This is a genomic window from Streptomyces sp. ST2-7A (assembly GCF_021390475.1).
GTDB lineage: Bacteria > Actinomycetota > Actinomycetes > Streptomycetales > Streptomycetaceae > Streptomyces.
Window position 1 is genome coordinate 108,772 of the sequence record NZ_JAJUWS010000015.1, and the last position, 15,524, is coordinate 124,295.

13 protein-coding genes, 2 rRNA genes and 1 pseudogene are annotated in these 15,524 nt (G+C 73.3%); 5 read left to right on the forward strand and 11 right to left on the reverse strand.

Translation table 11 applies throughout. The features are described 5' to 3' along the window. Position 1: 1 nt before the first annotated feature. Positions 2-1,471, forward strand: coding sequence for an aldehyde dehydrogenase family protein (locus tag LZF96_RS11790; protein ID WP_233869932.1), 1,470 nt, complete (start codon positions 2-4; stop codon positions 1,469-1,471). Between the two features lie 74 nt (positions 1,472-1,545). After that, a complete protein-coding gene (locus LZF96_RS11795) occupies positions 1,546-2,052 on the forward strand; it encodes a TspO/MBR family protein (RefSeq protein WP_233869935.1) in 507 nt (168 codons plus the stop codon). A 66-nt stretch (positions 2,053-2,118) separates the two neighbouring features. Here LZF96_RS11795 and LZF96_RS11800 read toward each other — a convergent pair whose 3' ends face one another. The 6 genes from LZF96_RS11800 to LZF96_RS11825 form a co-directional block, all read right to left on the reverse strand. After that, a complete protein-coding gene (locus tag LZF96_RS11800) occupies positions 2,119-3,039 on the reverse strand; it encodes an NAD kinase (protein WP_233870006.1) in 921 nt (306 codons plus the stop codon). A 68-nt stretch (positions 3,040-3,107) separates the two neighbouring features. Further along, positions 3,108-3,932, reverse strand: a complete 825-nt coding sequence (locus LZF96_RS11805) for a TlyA family RNA methyltransferase (RefSeq protein WP_233869938.1) — start codon at positions 3,930-3,932, stop codon at positions 3,108-3,110. A 7-nt stretch (positions 3,933-3,939) separates the two neighbouring features. Continuing rightward, the gene (locus LZF96_RS11810; protein ID WP_233869941.1) at positions 3,940-4,320 is read right to left on the reverse strand and encodes a hypothetical protein; all 381 of its coding nucleotides are present in this window, start codon (positions 4,318-4,320) and stop codon (positions 3,940-3,942) included. 115 nt (positions 4,321-4,435) lie between these two features. Beyond that, positions 4,436-5,296 carry an ABC transporter ATP-binding protein gene (locus tag LZF96_RS11815; RefSeq protein WP_233869943.1) on the reverse strand — a complete coding sequence of 287 codons (861 nt, stop codon included), beginning with the start codon at positions 5,294-5,296 and terminating at the stop codon, positions 4,436-4,438. An 89-nt stretch (positions 5,297-5,385) separates the two neighbouring features. After that, entirely contained in the window at positions 5,386-6,462 is a 1,077-nt protein-coding gene (locus LZF96_RS11820) for a FecCD family ABC transporter permease (protein WP_374203203.1), read from the reverse strand. A gap of 68 nt (positions 6,463-6,530) precedes the next feature. Continuing rightward, positions 6,531-7,664, reverse strand: coding sequence for a FecCD family ABC transporter permease (locus LZF96_RS11825; RefSeq protein WP_374203204.1), 1,134 nt, complete (start codon positions 7,662-7,664; stop codon positions 6,531-6,533). A 230-nt stretch (positions 7,665-7,894) separates the two neighbouring features. Here LZF96_RS11825 and LZF96_RS11830 point away from each other — a divergent pair, with 230 nt between their 5' ends. Together LZF96_RS11830 and LZF96_RS11835 are read left to right on the forward strand one after the other, a co-directional pair. After that, positions 7,895-8,965, forward strand: a complete 1,071-nt coding sequence (locus tag LZF96_RS11830) for an ABC transporter substrate-binding protein (protein ID WP_233869949.1) — start codon at positions 7,895-7,897, stop codon at positions 8,963-8,965. A 77-nt stretch (positions 8,966-9,042) separates the two neighbouring features. Then, a complete protein-coding gene (locus LZF96_RS11835; protein ID WP_233869952.1) occupies positions 9,043-9,921 on the forward strand; it encodes a siderophore-interacting protein in 879 nt (292 codons plus the stop codon). Positions 9,922-10,067: 146 nt separating this feature from the next. Here the strand turns inward: LZF96_RS11835 and LZF96_RS11840 are convergent, their stop codons facing one another. Continuing rightward, positions 10,068-11,135 carry an HAD hydrolase-like protein gene (locus tag LZF96_RS11840; protein ID WP_233870012.1) on the reverse strand — a complete coding sequence of 356 codons (1,068 nt, stop codon included), beginning with the start codon at positions 11,133-11,135 and terminating at the stop codon, positions 10,068-10,070. Positions 11,136-11,416: 281 nt separating this feature from the next. Here LZF96_RS11840 and LZF96_RS11845 point away from each other — a divergent pair, with 281 nt between their 5' ends. Continuing rightward, positions 11,417-12,772 carry a DUF1015 family protein gene (locus tag LZF96_RS11845; protein WP_233869955.1) on the forward strand — a complete coding sequence of 452 codons (1,356 nt, stop codon included), beginning with the start codon at positions 11,417-11,419 and terminating at the stop codon, positions 12,770-12,772. A gap of 73 nt (positions 12,773-12,845) precedes the next feature. Here the strand turns inward: LZF96_RS11845 and LZF96_RS11850 are convergent, their stop codons facing one another. The 4 genes and pseudogenes from LZF96_RS11850 to LZF96_RS11865 form a co-directional block, all read right to left on the reverse strand. Then, positions 12,846-13,790 (reverse strand): hypothetical protein, encoded by a 945-nt coding sequence (locus LZF96_RS11850; protein ID WP_233870015.1) that lies wholly within the window; start codon positions 13,788-13,790, stop codon positions 12,846-12,848. A 231-nt stretch (positions 13,791-14,021) separates the two neighbouring features. Continuing rightward, positions 14,022-15,026, reverse strand: a pseudogene (locus LZF96_RS11855) (hypothetical protein); the annotation flags it as partial. A gap of 138 nt (positions 15,027-15,164) precedes the next feature. After that, positions 15,165-15,281, reverse strand: a 5S ribosomal RNA gene (rrf, locus tag LZF96_RS11860). A gap of 137 nt (positions 15,282-15,418) precedes the next feature. Next, positions 15,419-15,524, reverse strand: a 23S ribosomal RNA gene (locus LZF96_RS11865); the annotation flags it as partial.

Consider the following 15,524-nt stretch of genomic DNA (forward strand, 5'->3'; position numbering starts at 1 on the left):
CATGACCGACGCGCCCGCACCGTACGAGGACTTCACCACCCTCCCCCTCGCCGGCACCCGTCGCACCGGAAGCGGAGGGGAAGCGCGTGCCGACCGCGACCCGTGGTCCGGCGAGACCCTCGTGGAGATCCCGCAGGCGACCATGGGCGACGCCGAGGAGGCGCTGGACGCCGCCCGCCCGGCACAACGCGACTGGGCCGGTCGGCTGCCCCGCGAACGGGCGGCGGTGATGAGCCGCATGGTGGAGGTGCTGCACCGCCGCCGCGAGGAGATCGTCCGCTGGCTGGTCCGCGAGAGCGGCAGCACCGTCGCCAAGGCGAAGGCCGAGTGGGCGGCGACCGTCGCCGACTTCACCGAGGCGGCCTCGCTCCCCCACCGGGTGGCGGGACGGATCCTGCCCGCCGACATCCCCGGCAAGGAGAGCCGGGTGTACCGCAAGCCGCTGGGCGTGGTGCTGGTGATCAGCCCGTGGAACTGGCCGCTCCACCTGAGCTGCCGCTCGGTGGCCCCGGCGCTGGCCCTGGGCAACGCCGTGGTGCTCAAGCCGGCCGGTGACACCCCCGTCACCGGCGGCCTGCTGCCCGCCCTGCTGCTGGAGGAGGCGGGGCTACCGGCGGGGCTGCTGAGCGTGGTCGTGGCACCGGGCAGCGAGGTCGGCGACCCGCTGGTGGAACACCCGATCCCCCGGCTGGTCTCCTTCACCGGCTCGACCCCCGTGGGACGGGGCATCGCGCGCAAGGCGGGGCTGAAGAAGCTCGCCCTGGAGCTGGGCGGCAACGCCCCCCTGGTGGTGCTGGACGACGCCGACCTGCCGCGCGCCGTCGAGGCCGCGGTCTTCGGTTCCTTCTTCCACCAGGGGCAGATCTGCATCCGCACCAACCGGATCGTCGTGGATGACTCGCTCCACGACGGGTTCGTGGACCTGTTCGTCGAACGGGTGCGCGCGTTGCGCACCGGCGACCCCTCCGATCCCGAAACCCGGATCGGGCCGCTGATCAACGAAAGTCAGGTGGACGGGGTGCGCGACATCGTGGAACGGTCGGTGGGGGCCGGGGCGAAGCTGCTGCTCGGCGGGGACCCCGGGGGGCCGACCGGCCTGTCGCTCCCCCCGCACGTGCTGCTCGCCGAACCGGACGCCCCGAGCGCCGTGGAGGAGGTCTTCGGGCCGGTGGCGACGATCCTGCGGGCCCGCGACGAGGAGCACGCGCTGGAGTTGGCCAACGGCACCGACTACGGCCTGTCCAGCGCCGTGTTCAGCGGTGACGCCGAGCGCGGCACCCGATTCGCGCTGCGGGTGGACGCCGGGATGACACACGTCAACGACCAGACGGTGAACGACCAGGCGAACACCGCCTTCGGTGGCGAGAAGGATTCCGGATTGGGGCGCTTCGGCGGCGACTGGGCGCTGGAGGAGTTCACCACCGATCACTGGATCAGCCTCCAGCACACCCCCCGACGGTTCGCCTTCTGAGGTTCCGCTCCGGGAGACGGGCGACGGCCCGCTCCCCGTGCGCCACCCCGGTACCGGGGAGAACGGAGATCGGCATGACGACCGATGGAACGATCGAGACCCGCTCCGCGTCCCCGTGGTGGCGTTCCTGGCCCTCGCTGGTGGTGTTCGTGGGGCTGTGCTACCTCGTGGCCGCCCTCGGCTCGATGGCGAGCGCCGACGCCGGTGACACGTACGGCGCGCTGGACCGCCCGGCGTGGGCTCCGCCCTCCTGGCTGTTCGGACCGGTGTGGACGGTGCTCTACGGCCTGATCGGCGTCTCCGCGTGGCTGGTGTGGCGTCGAGCGGGCGGGTCGGCGCGCACCGCGCTGGTGTGGTGGGGTGTCCAACTGGCCCTCAACCTCGCCTGGACGCCGCTGTTCTTCGGTGCCGAGGAGTACGGTCTCGCCCTGGTGGACATCGTGCTGATGCTCGGCGCGATCGTGGTGACCGTGACACTGTTCGCCCGAATCCACCGTCCGGCGGCCGGGCTCCTGATCCCCTATCTGCTGTGGGTGGGCTACGCCACCGCCCTCAACGCCGCGATCTGGTGGGCCGAGTGAGCCGGGATGGGACGTGGGGCGCAAGGCCCGCGGCGACGATTCGTCGGCCCGGGCCCCGCCCTCCGTTCAGCGCGGTCCCCCCCGCCAGCCGGCCACCGGAAGCGCGAATTTGGCGACCAGGCGATCGGTGAAGGGAGCCCGGTGCAGACGGGCCAGACGTACCGGCACCGCCCCGCGTCGCACCTCCACCCGCGCGCCGGCCGGCAGTTCCACGCTGCGCCGGCCGTCGCACCACAGCACCCCGTGCGACGTGTTCGGCTGCACCTCCACCGCCAGCACCGAGTGCGGGGCGGTGACCAGCGGTTTGGCGAACAGCGCGTGGGCGCTGATCGGCACCATCAGCAGGGCCTCCACCTCCGGCCACACCACCGGCCCGCCGGCGGAGAAGGCGTAGGCGGTGGATCCGGTGGGGGTGGCACAGACCACGCCGTCGCAGCCGAAGCGGGACACCGGCCGACCGTCCACCTCGGTGACGACCTCGAGCAGGCGTTCGCGGGCGGCCTTCTCCACCGACGCCTCGTTCAGCGCCCAGTCCACGTGCGCCGGGACGCAGGCGGTGCCGTCGTTGTAGACCACGACATCGAGGGTCATCCGCTCCTCGACCGTGTAGTCGCGGCGCACCACCCGGTCCACCACCTGGTCGAGGTCGTCGCGCTCGGCCTCGGCGAGGAAGCCCACCCGCCCCAGGTTCACCCCCAGCATGGGCACCCCCGAGGCGCGGGAGAACTCGGCCCCGCGCAACAGTGTGCCGTCGCCCCCGAGCACCACCAGCAGTTCGCATCCCTCCGCGACGCCGGGGCCGTTCTCCACCCGCGCGACCTCGGTGGGCAGCGGCAGATCCTCGGCCTCCTCCACCAGCACCCGCACACCCATCCGGTGGGCCAGCAGTCCGCGCACCACCAGTTCGGCGCTGCGGATGGCGGCCGGGCGGCCGGTGTGGGCGAGGAGCAGGACGGTGCGGTCGGCCTCCCCCTCCGCCGGAGGCAGTCCGGCGCGGGGTTCCGATGCGGTCCCTCCGTCCCGTTCGGGTCGTTCGGGTCGGTCGTCGCTGCTGCTCACCGGGGGCCCTCCGTCACGGCTCGCTCGACATCGCTCGGGTCCGGATCGGGTGCCCCGGCCCGCAACCACAGAAAGTACTCGACGTTGCCGGAGGGTCCCGGCAACGGGCTGGCGGTCACCCCGAGTGTGCCCAGTCCCAGCTCCCGCGCGCGTCGGGCGACGCCGAGGACCGCGTCGGCCCGCAGCGCCGGGTCCCGGACCACCCCACCGCTGCCCAGCCGATCCCTACCCACTTCGAACTGGGGTTTGACCATCAGGAGCAGATCGGCGTCGGACGCCGCGCAGCCGACCAGGGCCGGCAGCACCAGACCCAGCGGGATGAACGACAGGTCACCGGTGATCAGGTCCACCGGTTCCCCGCCGATGATCTCCGGGGTCAGCTCCCGCACGTTGGTCCGATCGTGGACCTCCACCCGCTCATCGGCCCGCAGGGACCAGGCGAGCTGTCCGTACCCGACGTCCACCGCCAGCACCCGGGCCGCGCCGGCGCGCAACAGGACGTCCGTGAAGCCACCGGTGGACGCGCCGGCGTCCAGGGCACGGCGACCGGCCACCTCCAGGCCCAGGGGGCCGAAGACGGCCAGCGCGCCGGCGAGCTTGTGCCCACCGCGCGAGACGTAGTCGGGGTCGTCCGCGTCCTCCCGCACCACCAGGGCGGCGCTGACCGCCACCCGGGTGGCGGGTTTGGTCGCGGGGGCGCCGTCCACCCTGACGCGGCCGGCCGCGATGAGCGACTGCGCGTGCTCGCGGGAGCGGGCCAGTCGACGGCGGACCAGTTCCGCGTCGAGCCGGCTGAGGCGGGGGCGGGTGGCTGCTGCCACGGATCGTTCAGCTCCCGGTGTCGGTGGGGGCACCCGGCGGCCGGGGACCGGCGGGTCGGTCGAGGGCGGCCAGGATCCCGTCGAGACCGCGGTGGACATCTTCGTACACCGCCGGGTGCGCGGTCACGACCAGGCGGTCGACCTCCCGCAGCCGCTCCACCAGGGAGTCGACCGCCGGGTGGCCGGTGGGTTCGAGTGGGGTGCCCAGCGGCTCCGGAACCGCCTCCCCCGGAATGTCCGGCGCCGGCCCCTCCGCGGCGCCGTCCGCGTGGGCGGGCGCGGACGGGGTTCCCGCGCCGTCGGCGGTGTCCGGGCCGGCGGGCTCGACCGACGGCGTCCCGGCGGGCCCGGCACTCCCGGACCGCCCCGTTCCGACCGTCGCGGACACCGGGGCCCCTCCGGACCCGGTGGCGCCCCCGATGGGGGAACCCTCCGGACCCGGAACGTTCCCCCCGCCCCCGGGGCGGGGGCCGGTGGGTGGCGTGTGATCCATGGGACCGACGCTACCGCCCGGACGCCGCTCCCCGCGCCCGGGCCGCCGGAACCACCAACGGCGTGCCGCTCTCCGGATCGGTGATCACCCGGCAGGGCAGCCCGAAGACCTCCTCCACCAGCTCCGCGGTGACGATCTCCCCGGGCGGCCCGGCGGCGACCACCCGCCCCTCGCGCATGGCGATCAGGTGGGTGGCGTAGCGGGCGGCGTGGTTCAGGTCGTGCAGCACCGCCACCAGGGTCCGGCCCTCCTCCTCGTGCAGGCGGGCGCACAGGTCGAGCACCTCGACCTGGTGCGCGATGTCCAGGTAGGTGGTGGGCTCGTCGAGCAGGAGCAGCGGGGTCTGCTGGGCCAGGGCCATGGCGATCCACACCCGTTGGCGCTGCCCCCCGGAGAGTTCGTCGACGTACCGGTCGGCCAGGGCGTCCACGCCGGTGGCGGCCATCGCCCCGACCGTGATCCGCTCGTCCTCCCGCGACCACTGCCTCAGCACCCCCTGGTGGGGGTAGCGGCCCCGCCCCACGAGGTCGGCGACGGTGATGCCGTCGGGCGCCACCGGCGTCTGGGGCAGCAGGCCCAGGATCCGGGCGAGTCCCCGGGCGGGCAGGCGGTCGATGGCCGCGCCGTCCAGCAGCACACGGCCGGCCGTGGGGCGCAGCAGCCGGGAGAGCGCCCGCAGCAGGGTGGACTTGCCGCAGGCGTTGGGGCCGACGATCACCGTGAAGGACCGGTCGGGGATGGCGACGGTCAGGTCCTCGGCGATGACCCGGCGGTCGTAGGCCAGGGTCACCTCCTCGGTGGCGAGGCGGGAGCCGCCGGAGAGGGCGTCGGGGACGGCGGACGTGCCGGACGGGGCGGACCTGACGGACATGGCCGTACTCCTGGCGTGCGGGGAATCGGGTGCGGAACGAGTGGGGCCGGGCCCCTCGGGAAGGGTGGCCGGCGGTGCCGGGCGCGGGGTCACAGCCGACCCGACCGGCGCTCGACGGCCAACAGCCACAACAGGTAGCCGCCGCCCAGGATGCCGGTCACCGCGCCCACCGGGAGTTGCCGATCGCCGAAGGCCGCCTGGGCGACGAGGTCCGCCGCGCACAACACCAGCGCGCCCATGGCGGCGGCGGGCAGCAGGTTCGGGCCGGGGGTCCGGGTGAGCCGGCGGGCCAGTTGCGGGGCGGTGAGCGCCACGAAGGCGATCGGTCCGGCCGCGGCGGTGGCCACGGCGGTCAGCAGCACCGCACCGACCAGGACCACCAGGCGGGTGCTCTCCGGACGGACGCCCAGGGAGGAGGCCGAGTCGTCGCCCATCTCCAGCAGCGTCAGCCGTCGGCCCCGGGAGAGGATCAGCGGCACCAGCACCGCGCAGGCGATCAGCAACGGCCACAGTTGCGCCCAGCCCCGCCCGTTGAGCGAGCCGGTGATCCACAGCACCGCCCGGGCGGCGTCGACGATGTCGGCGCGGGTCATGAGGTAGCCGTTGACGGCGGTGAGGATCGCGGCGGCGCCGATGCCCACCAGCACCAGGCGGTAACCGTGGATTCCCCGCCGCCAGGCCAGCAGGTAGACCAGCACGCCGGTCAGCAATCCGCCCGCCACGGCGCCGAGGGAGACCGCGCCGGCGTCACCGCCGAAGACGACGATGACGGTGAGCGCCCCGACCCCCGCGCCCTGGGTGAAGCCGATGATGTCGGGACTGCCCAGCGGGTTGCGGGAGACCGCCTGGAAGACCGCGCCGGCCAGCCCGAGCGCCAGCCCGACCAACAGTGCCAGCAGGGCGCGGGGCAGGCGGAGTTCGTGGATGACGAATCGTTGTCCCGGTGTGCCGCCGCCGAGGAGGACGTCGATCACCTCCGCGGGGGTCAGCGGGTAGTCGCCCGTACCGACCAGGACCACCGCCGTGCCGAGCGCGGTGAGGAGGATCGCGGGCAGTACGAGGGCACCGCGCGGGTGCACCCGCAGCGACAGGCCCAGGGGGCCGCGCAGCACCGGGCCGCGGGAGCGCGTCCCCGGCCGGTGGGCATCGACGGGGGGCTCGTCCACACGGTCGGTGCCGTCCGCGAACCCGTCGACGCGGTCGGTCGTCGAACGGGGGACGCCGGGGATCGTGCTCACAGTTGGGCCATCCTCCGACGACGCACGAGATGGATGAAGACCGGGCCGCCGATCAGGGCCGTGACGATGCCCACCTGCAGCTCACCCGGTCGGGCGAGCAGGCGGCCCAGGATGTCGGCGCCCAGCAGCAACACGGGCGCCAGGACCGCCGAGTAGGGCAGGATCCAGCGCATGTCGGGACCGGTGATGGACCGCACCAGGTGCGGGATCATCAGGCCGACGAAGACGATCGGACCGCAGGCCGCGGTGGCCGCGCCGCACAGCAGCGTGATCACCACCATCGAACCGATGCGGGTGCCGGGCACTCGGGTGCCCAGCGCGCGGGCGGTGTCCTCGCCCAGCGCCAGCGCGTTGAGCGGGCGGGCGAGGAAGAGCGCGATCACGCAGCCCGCTCCGACGAACGGGAGGATCTCCCACACCGTCTCCATGCGGGCGGAGGCCAGGGACCCCACGGTCCAGAACCGCATCCGGTCCAGCGCGGCGGTGTCCAGCAGCACCACGGCGTTGACGTAGCCGTACAGCGCGGCGGTGATCGCCGTACCGGCGAGGGCGAGTCGCACCGGGGTCGTGGCCCGGCTCCCGCCCAGCGCGTAGACCATCACCGAGACCACCGCCGCGCCGAGGAAGGCGAACCAGATCCATCCCCTGATCGTGGTGACGCCGAGGAAGGAGATGGCCGAGACCACGGCCGCCGCGGCGCCGGCGTTGACGCCGAGGATGCCGGGTTCGGCCAGGGGGTTGCGGGTGAGCGCCTGCATCACCGCGCCGGCCAGGCCGAGCGCCGCCCCGACCAGCAGACCGAGCAGGGTGCGGGGCACCCGCATCTCCAGGACGATGGTGGCGGTGTCACCGAGCCCGTCCTCGACGGCGGCACCCTCCTCGGTGCCCTCGAGTCCGTCGGGCGTCTCCACGGTCGCCCCGGTGGGGGCGGTGCCGCCCGCCACGGCGTCCCAGACCTGGTCCAACGGGATGGCGCGGGCGCCGAGGGCCACACTCGCGGCGGCCACGACGGCGAGCAGCAGCACCGAGAGCAGCAGACCCACCGCCCGACGGCCGCCACGGCCCGGGCGCGGCGACCGGTCGCCGGGAGGGGTGTCGTCCCCGCCGACCCCGGGGGGCGTGGCGGTGATCCCGTCGGGGCGGGGGACCTCGTCGACCGGGGCTCCGGCGAACGGGCCGAAGGCGCCGGTGGGACCGGCCGGGGAGCGCGCGGTCATCGTCGGTCCCGGGGTGGGGCTTGCTCGAACACGCGCTTAGGTTAGCCTAACCTCCATCCGGACCGTTCGCGTGTTCGGCCACGGGGCACGTTCAGGCGTCGCCCCGGACATTCTGTACGACCCCGGAGAACAAGGTACCTCTCGTGAAGACTTCCGTCAGAGCCCGCTCGGCGCTGCCCCGCACCGCCCTCGTCCGCCGTTCCCTGCCGGCCGCCATCGGCGTCCTGTGCGCCGGCGCCCTCCTGACCGCCTGCGCCGAGGGGAACGACGACCGGGCATCGGGCGGGGACCCGGCCTCCGAGGAGAAGGCCGAGGCGTCCGAGGGGGCCTGGAGCTTCACCGACGACCGCGGCGTGACGGTGGAGCTGGACAGCCGTCCCGAGACGGTGGTCGCCTTCGTCGGTGCCGCCGCGGCCCTCCACGACTACGGCGTGACGGTGGACGCCGTCTTCGGCCCCCTGGTGGGCCCCGACGGCGAGCCGGACATCCAGGCCGGCGACCTGCCGGTGAACGAACTGGAGTCGGTGGGCAGCGCCTGGGGCGAGTTCAACCTCGACGCCTACGCCGCCCTGGAACCGGACCTGCTGGTCTCCACGATGTTCGTCGAGGACGCCCTGTGGTACGTCCCGGACGACAGCGCCGAGAAGATCGAGAGCCTGGCCCCCGGTATCGGTCTGTCCGTCGCCTCCCCCAGCACCGTCGTCGAGGCCATCGACCGTCACGCCGAACTGGCCGAGGCCCTGGGCGGTGACCTGTCGGCCGACACGGTGACCGAGGACAAGGAGCGCTTCGAGGCAGCCGCCGAGGAGCTGCGGCAGGCCGTCGAGGACAACCCGGGCATCCGCGTGATGGCCGCTTCCGGTTCCGCCGACCTGTTCTACGTCTCCGACCCCAAGGCCTCCCCCGACCTGTCCTACTTCGCCGAGCTCGGCGTGGAGATGGTGGTCCCGGACGAGGCCCCGGCCGGCTTCTTCGAGGAGCTGAGCTGGGAGAACGCCGACCGCTACGACGCCGACATCATCCTGCTGGACGGCCGCACCGGCGTCATGCGGGCCGAGGACCTGGCCGACAAGCCCACCTGGGCGCAGCTGCCCGCCGTGAAGGCGGACCAGATCGCCTACTGGACCACCGAGCCCCGCTACTCGCACGCCGGCTTCGCCCCGATCCTCGAGGCCCTCGCCGAGGCCATCCGCGACGCCGACCGCGTCGCCTGACACGTCGCCCTCCCGCCCCATCGGGTCGGCCGGCCCCGTCCACCGGCGCCGGCCGACCCCCACGAAGGACGGAGACCATGGCCGAAGACCCCTTCGACTTCTTCGACACCCGCGTCGTTCGGACCCGGGAGCCCGGGCCCGGTTTCGTCCGGGTCACCCTGGCCGGTTCCCGGCTGGCCGACTTCGCCTGCGGGGGACGGGACCAACGCCTCAAGCTTTTCATCCCGGCCCCCGGTCGCGACGAGCCCCTGGTCCCCCGGACCACCGATGTCTCCTGGTACCTCCGCTGGCGCGACATGGACCCCTCCGAACGCGCGGTGATGCGCTCCTACACCGTCCGCGAACAACGCCGCGACGCCGGTGAACTGGACATCGACTTCGCTCTGCACCACTCCCCCGGGCCGGCCGCCCGATGGGCCCGGGACGCCCGCCCCGGCGACCCCGCCGTGCTGCTCGGGCCGCTGCTCGAGGACAACGCCGGGGTGGACTTCCGGCCGCCTTCCGACACCGACCGGGTGCTGCTCACCGGCGACGAGACGGCGCTGCCCGCCATCGCCGGAATTCTGGCCTGGCTGCCCGCCGGAATGCCCACCGTGGTCCTGCTCGACCTCCACCGGGCGGCCGACCTGCAACCGCTGCCCACCCGGGCCGACGCCGACATCCGCCGTCTGGCGGCCGACCGCCCCACACCCGATCCGGCACACCCCGGGGTCCGGGTCGAGAGCGGCGCCGCGACCCTGACGGAGGCCCTGCGCGGCCTGACGCCGCCCCCCGGTCGCCCCTACGCCTGGATCGCCGGTGAGGCGGCCGCGGTCCGCGAACAGCGTCGTCACCTCGTCAACGAGCGCGGGGTGGACCGCTCCCGGATCACCTTCACCGGCTACTGGCGCCGAGGCGCCTCCGAGGACGACCTGCTGGCCGCCGCCATGGCCGGCGGAACGTCGGAAACGGACTGATCCGGGACGGCCGTTCCCCGGCGCGAACCGGGTCGTCGGTTCCCGACGGGGAACGCGGCATCCGGGGCACCGGGCCACTCCGCACACCGTCGCGCCCGCCCCCGCCCGCCCCCGGACGCCCGGAGGCGGGCGTGCCGGCACCGGACTCAGGACCGGCTCGCCCCGGGGGCCGGTGCGAATCCCAGCCGCTCGAGCGCCTCCGTCACCGAGGACGTCACCGCCCCGTCCGCCACCGGCCCGGGCGCCACGTCGGCCACCGCCCACACCGCCGCGCACAGGGCCCGCAGCCCGTCCCAGCGGTCCGTCCCGGCCTCCCCGTCCGGGACCTCCGGAACCCGCTCCAGCACCGGGCGTCCCTCCCGGACCCGGGATCGCCACGCCCCGCACTCGGCGGTCCCGTCCGAGGTGATCCCCACCGCCGGATGGGGCACCAGCAGGCCCCTCAGGTCCGCCGCGATGTACGTCGGACGGTGTTCCGGGGCCGCCGTCACCAGCCGCGCGGCATCGGTCACCCCCGTCATCACCAGCAACGAGTCCACCCCGCCGCGCCACGCTCCCTCGATGTCGGTGTCCAGCCGATCGCCCACCACCAGTGGCCGGCGGGCCCCGGTGCGCAGGATCGTCTCCCGATGCATCGGCGGTAGCGGCTTACCCGCCGCCGTGGGCCGCCGGATCCCACCGGACGCGATCCGCACCACCTCCACCGCCGCCCCGTTGCCCGGCGCCACACCGCGCGGGGTGGGGATCGTGGCGTCCAGGTTGGAGGCGAACCACGGCACCCCCCGGTTGACGGCGAGCGCCGCCTCCACCAGGCGTCCCCAGGGCATCTCGGGACCGCCGTACCCCTGGACCACAGCCGCGGGATCCTCGTCCGCCGACTCCACCGGCAGCAGACCGCGCTCGCGCAGCGCCACCCGCAACCCCTCGCCACCGGCACACAGCACCCGGGCACCCGCCGGCACCGCCTCCGCGATCAGTCGGGCCACCGCCTGGGCGGAGGTGACCACCTCCTCCGGATCCGCGGCCACCCCCAGCCGGGTGAGGTGCTCGGCCACGGTCGCGGGGGTACGGGAGGCGTTGTTGGTGACGTAGGCCGACGCCATCCCCTCGGCGCGGGCCACCGCCAACGCCTCCACCGCGTGCGGCACCGCCTCGCCACCCGTGTAAACGACCCCGTCCAGGTCCAACAGGGCCGTGTCGTACGCCCGGTACAGGGGCACCCCGCTGCCGGCCAGGGGCCGGGGGGTCGAACCCTCCCCCGTCCCCCCACCCCCGGTCGTTCCCTCTTCCGTGCCCCGACTCGCGTCGTCCCGCGTCACCGTATCCACTCCATTCCCCGATCATCCGTCGCCGGACCGGGCGACGGGCCCGGCACCGGACCCCGCGGACCCCGCGGACCCCGATCACGATCGTTTCCGATCATCGCGCACCCGATCCGCCGATGCCCCGGCGTCCCCCCTGTGGGACCGGCCGGGGGCGGACATACCATGCGGGAATGCGTATCGACGGTCTCCAACCGGCTCCGTTCCGTGCCCTCCGCTACGTACCGGCCCGGGTGGGCGGGTTGGCGGCCGTGACCTCCCCTCCCTACGACGTCGTGGCGCGCCCCGACGGCCTGCGCGAGCTCCGGTCCTCCGACCCGCACAACATCGTCCACCTCACGCTGCCGGCGAACGGGGAGGAGGACGGCCACGCCCGGGCCCGCGTCACCCTGCGGGCGTGGTTGCTCGACGGCGTCCTCACCCGGGATCCCGAGCCCGCGCTCTACCTGTACGAACAACGGGGGAACGGTCTATCACAGCGCGGGGTGATCGCCACCGTACCGGTCACCGACCCGGAGGCCGGGGTGGTGCTCCCGCACGAGGACGTCATGCCCGACGTGGTCGCCGAACGAGCCGCCCTGCTGCGGGCCACCGAGGCCCACCTGGAACCCCTGCTGCTGACCTACTCCGGTGAACCCGGTCCCGACGCCCCGGGCGGCCCCACGGCAGCCGTCATCGACCGGACGGTGGCCGGTCCCCCGCTGACGGACATCCGCACCGACGACGGCCTGCGGCACCGCCTGTGGGCACTCACCGATCCCGCCGATCACGCCCGGATCGTCGCCGACCTCTCGCGCTGTCGGGCCCTGATCGCCGACGGCCACCACCGCTGGGCCGCCTACCGCCGACTGCGGGACGAGGCACCCCGTCCCGCCGAACCCGACGGGGAGTCTCCCCGGAGACGGGGGTTGGTGCTCCTGGTGGACTCCACCCGCCACCCCCCGGAGGTGCGGGCGATCCACCGCGTGCTGCCCGGCCTCCCCCTCGAGCGGGCGCTCGCCCTGGCGGGGAACGCCTTCCGCGTGGGACCGGCACTGCCACTGAAGGAGGCGACGGCCCTGCTGCGGGACGCCCCGGGTCCGGCCTTCCTGCTGACCGACGGCCGGGCGACGGAGGAAGGCGCGGGGGAACCGGCGGCACACCTGCTGGACCAGCCCTCGCCAGACCTGCTTGCCGCCCGGATTCCGACGGACCGGCCCGAGACGTGGCGGCTATTGGACGCCACCGTGCTGCACGGGGTGCTGCTCCCGGTGGTCTGGGAGGTACCGGATTCCGCCGAGGGGATCCGGTATCTCCACGACCCGGGCGGCGCCCTGGAAGCGGCGGCCCGTGCCGGGGGCACCGCGGTACTCATGCGGCCGGTGACCGAGCGAACCGTTCGGGAACTCGCGGAACAGGGCATCACCATGCCCCGCAAGTCCACCTCCTTCGGGCCGAAGCCCGCCACCGGCCTGGTCCTGCGCCCACTGTGGGACGAGGACCGAGGGCTCCCGGCCCCGAACGAAAAGGGCCCCGGGGCGAAACCGTGATGGTTTCGCCCCGGGGCCGTCGTCACGCGTGGAAGGCGATTCCCCTCCGGGGAAGGACTCTCCCACCGGCGGGTCACTCCCGGCCGGTCTCCCGGAAGCCGTCGGTCCGCTCGGAGGACTCGGAAAACTCCGAAGCGGCGTCCCGGTAGTCGGGCTCGTCGGTGAGGTCATCCAGCTCTTCCGTGGCGTTCGGCTCCCGCGGCCCATCCGGTGCGTCGAGGAGGTCACCGTCCTCGGCCGGGGACGGTCCCGGGGTGTCCTCCGCCTCGTCCGCGAGGGAGCGCTGCCGCTCCGGACGCGCGCGGAGATCCGCCGACCCGGTTTCGGCCCGCACGTCCTCGGCCCGGTCCTCGGCCCCGATCACATCCGATTCCTCGGCCTCGGGGTCCAGTGCGTCCGTGAACTCCACGCCGTCCAGCTCCGCGAGTCGGTCCGAGGCATCGGTGACGCCGTTCTGGTCGGCTTCCACTGCCTTGGCGAACCACTCCCGGGCCTCCTCCTCACGCCCCACGGCCAACAGCGCGTCGGCGTAGGCGTAACGGAGTCGGGCCGCCCACGGCTGCACGGTGCGGGAAGCCAGTTCGGGGCTCTGCAGGGTCACGACCGCGGCCTCGTCCTGGCCCATGTCCCGACGGGCACCGGCGGCCACCAGGCGCATCTCCACCTGGCCTTCCTTGTCCAGCTTCCCGACCTCCGGCTCACCGGCCATGGCCAGGGCACGCTCCGGACGCCCCAGACCCCGCTCACAGTCGGCCATCACCGGCCACAGGTGCGGCGATCCCGTCATCCGACGGGCGGCTCGGAACTCCGCCAGGGCCTCGGCGTACTTGGCGACGGCGTAGGAGGCGAACCCGGCGGCCTCCCGCACCGCGGCCACCCTCGACGCCAGGCGCAGGGCCACCCGTGAATAGCCGTAGGCGGTCTCGGGGTCCTCGTCCAGTAGGCGGGCCACCATGACCAGGTTCCGGGCGACGTCATCGGCGAGGGTCTTGGGCAGACTCATCAGTTCCTGACGCACCTCCCGATCGACTTCCTCCCCCGTGACGTCATCGGGAAGCGGAAGCCGGCGCACGGGCTCACGATCGCGCCCCGTCTCACGGCGGTCGTCCTCACCGCGACGGCCGTAGCCGCCGGACCCGCCGCGACCCGCACGATCTCCCCCGAAGCCACGGTCATCGCGACGGTCATTGCGGTAGGGGGGGCGGCCGCCCCGGTCACGATCACCGGAGAACGAACGCCGCTCACCCTCATCACGCCGGAACCCACCCGGCTTGTCATCACGACGGTCGTCACGCCGGAACCCACCGGGACGGTCCCCACCACGGTCGTCACGCCGGAACCCACCGGGACGGTCATCACGCCGGTCATCACGACGGTCGTCACGCCGGAAACCACCGGGACGGTCATCACGCCGGTCATCACGACGGAAACCACCCGGGCGGTCATCACGACGGTCGTCACGCCGGAAACCACCCGGGCGGTCATCACGACGGTCGTCACGCCGGAACCCACCGGGACGGTCCCCACCACGGTCATCACGACGGTCGTCACGGTAGGGGGGGCGGCCGCCCCGGTCACGATCACCGGAGAACGAACGCCGCTCACCCTCATCACGACGGAAACCACCGGGACGGTCCCCACCACGGTCATCACGACGGAAACCACCCGGGCGATCATCACGCCGGTCGTCACGGTAGGGGGGGCGGCCGCCCCGGTCACGATCACCGGAGAACGAACGCCGCTCACCCTCATCACGCCGGAAACCACCGGGACGGTCCCCACCACGGTCATCACGACGGAAACCACCCGGGCGATCATCACGCCGGTCATCACGACGGTCGTCACGCCGGAACCCACCGGGACGGTCCCCACCACGGTCATCACGACGGAAACCACCCGGGCGGTCATCACGCCGGTCATTGCGGTAGGGGGGGCGGCCACCCCGGTCACGATCACCGGAGAACGAACGCCGCTCACCCTCATCACGACGGAAACCACCCGGCTTGTCATCACGCCGGTCATCACGGAATCGAGACCTGCGTTCGTCGTCGCGCTCGGCCCGGCCCCGACCGACATCCGCGCCTCCGCGGTCCTCACCACGCTCGGTGCGCCTGTCACGCCGATCGTCGCGGTCGTTCCGACCGCCACGGTCCCGGAAGTCGCCGCCGTTTGCCCGGCGGTCCCCACGGAACCCGCTGCTGCCCCGGTCGCCCGTACCCCGCTTCTCCGAAGCGTTTCCAAAAGAATCGGACATGAGAGATGACTCCTGTCATGGAATGGTGCGTGGAGCCTCTCTCCGGGTTCACTGGACCACGTGACGCCACACACATACGAAAAACAAAAAACCCCGGCCCCAGCTGTACGCCGGGAACCGGGGTTCCTCTCACAGATTGTTCGGCGGCGACCTACTCTCCCACACGGTCCCCCATGCAGTACCATCGGCGCGGAAAGGCTTAGCTTCCGGGTTCGGAATGTAACCGGGCGTTTCCCCTTCGCCATGACCACCGAAACTCTTTCGGATAACCCATCACATGCGTGATGGCCAACCAAAACAGCAACTGGCGAACAAGCACACTTTTCAGTTGAGCATTGGTTCCACCGGAAACTGGTTGTTATCCGGGAACCACACAGTGGACGCGAGCACCTGAGGACAAGCCCTCGGCTTATTAGTACCGGTCAACTCCACCCCTCACAGGGCTTCCATCTCCGGCCTATCAACCCCGTCGTCTACAGGGAGCCTTACCCCATCAAG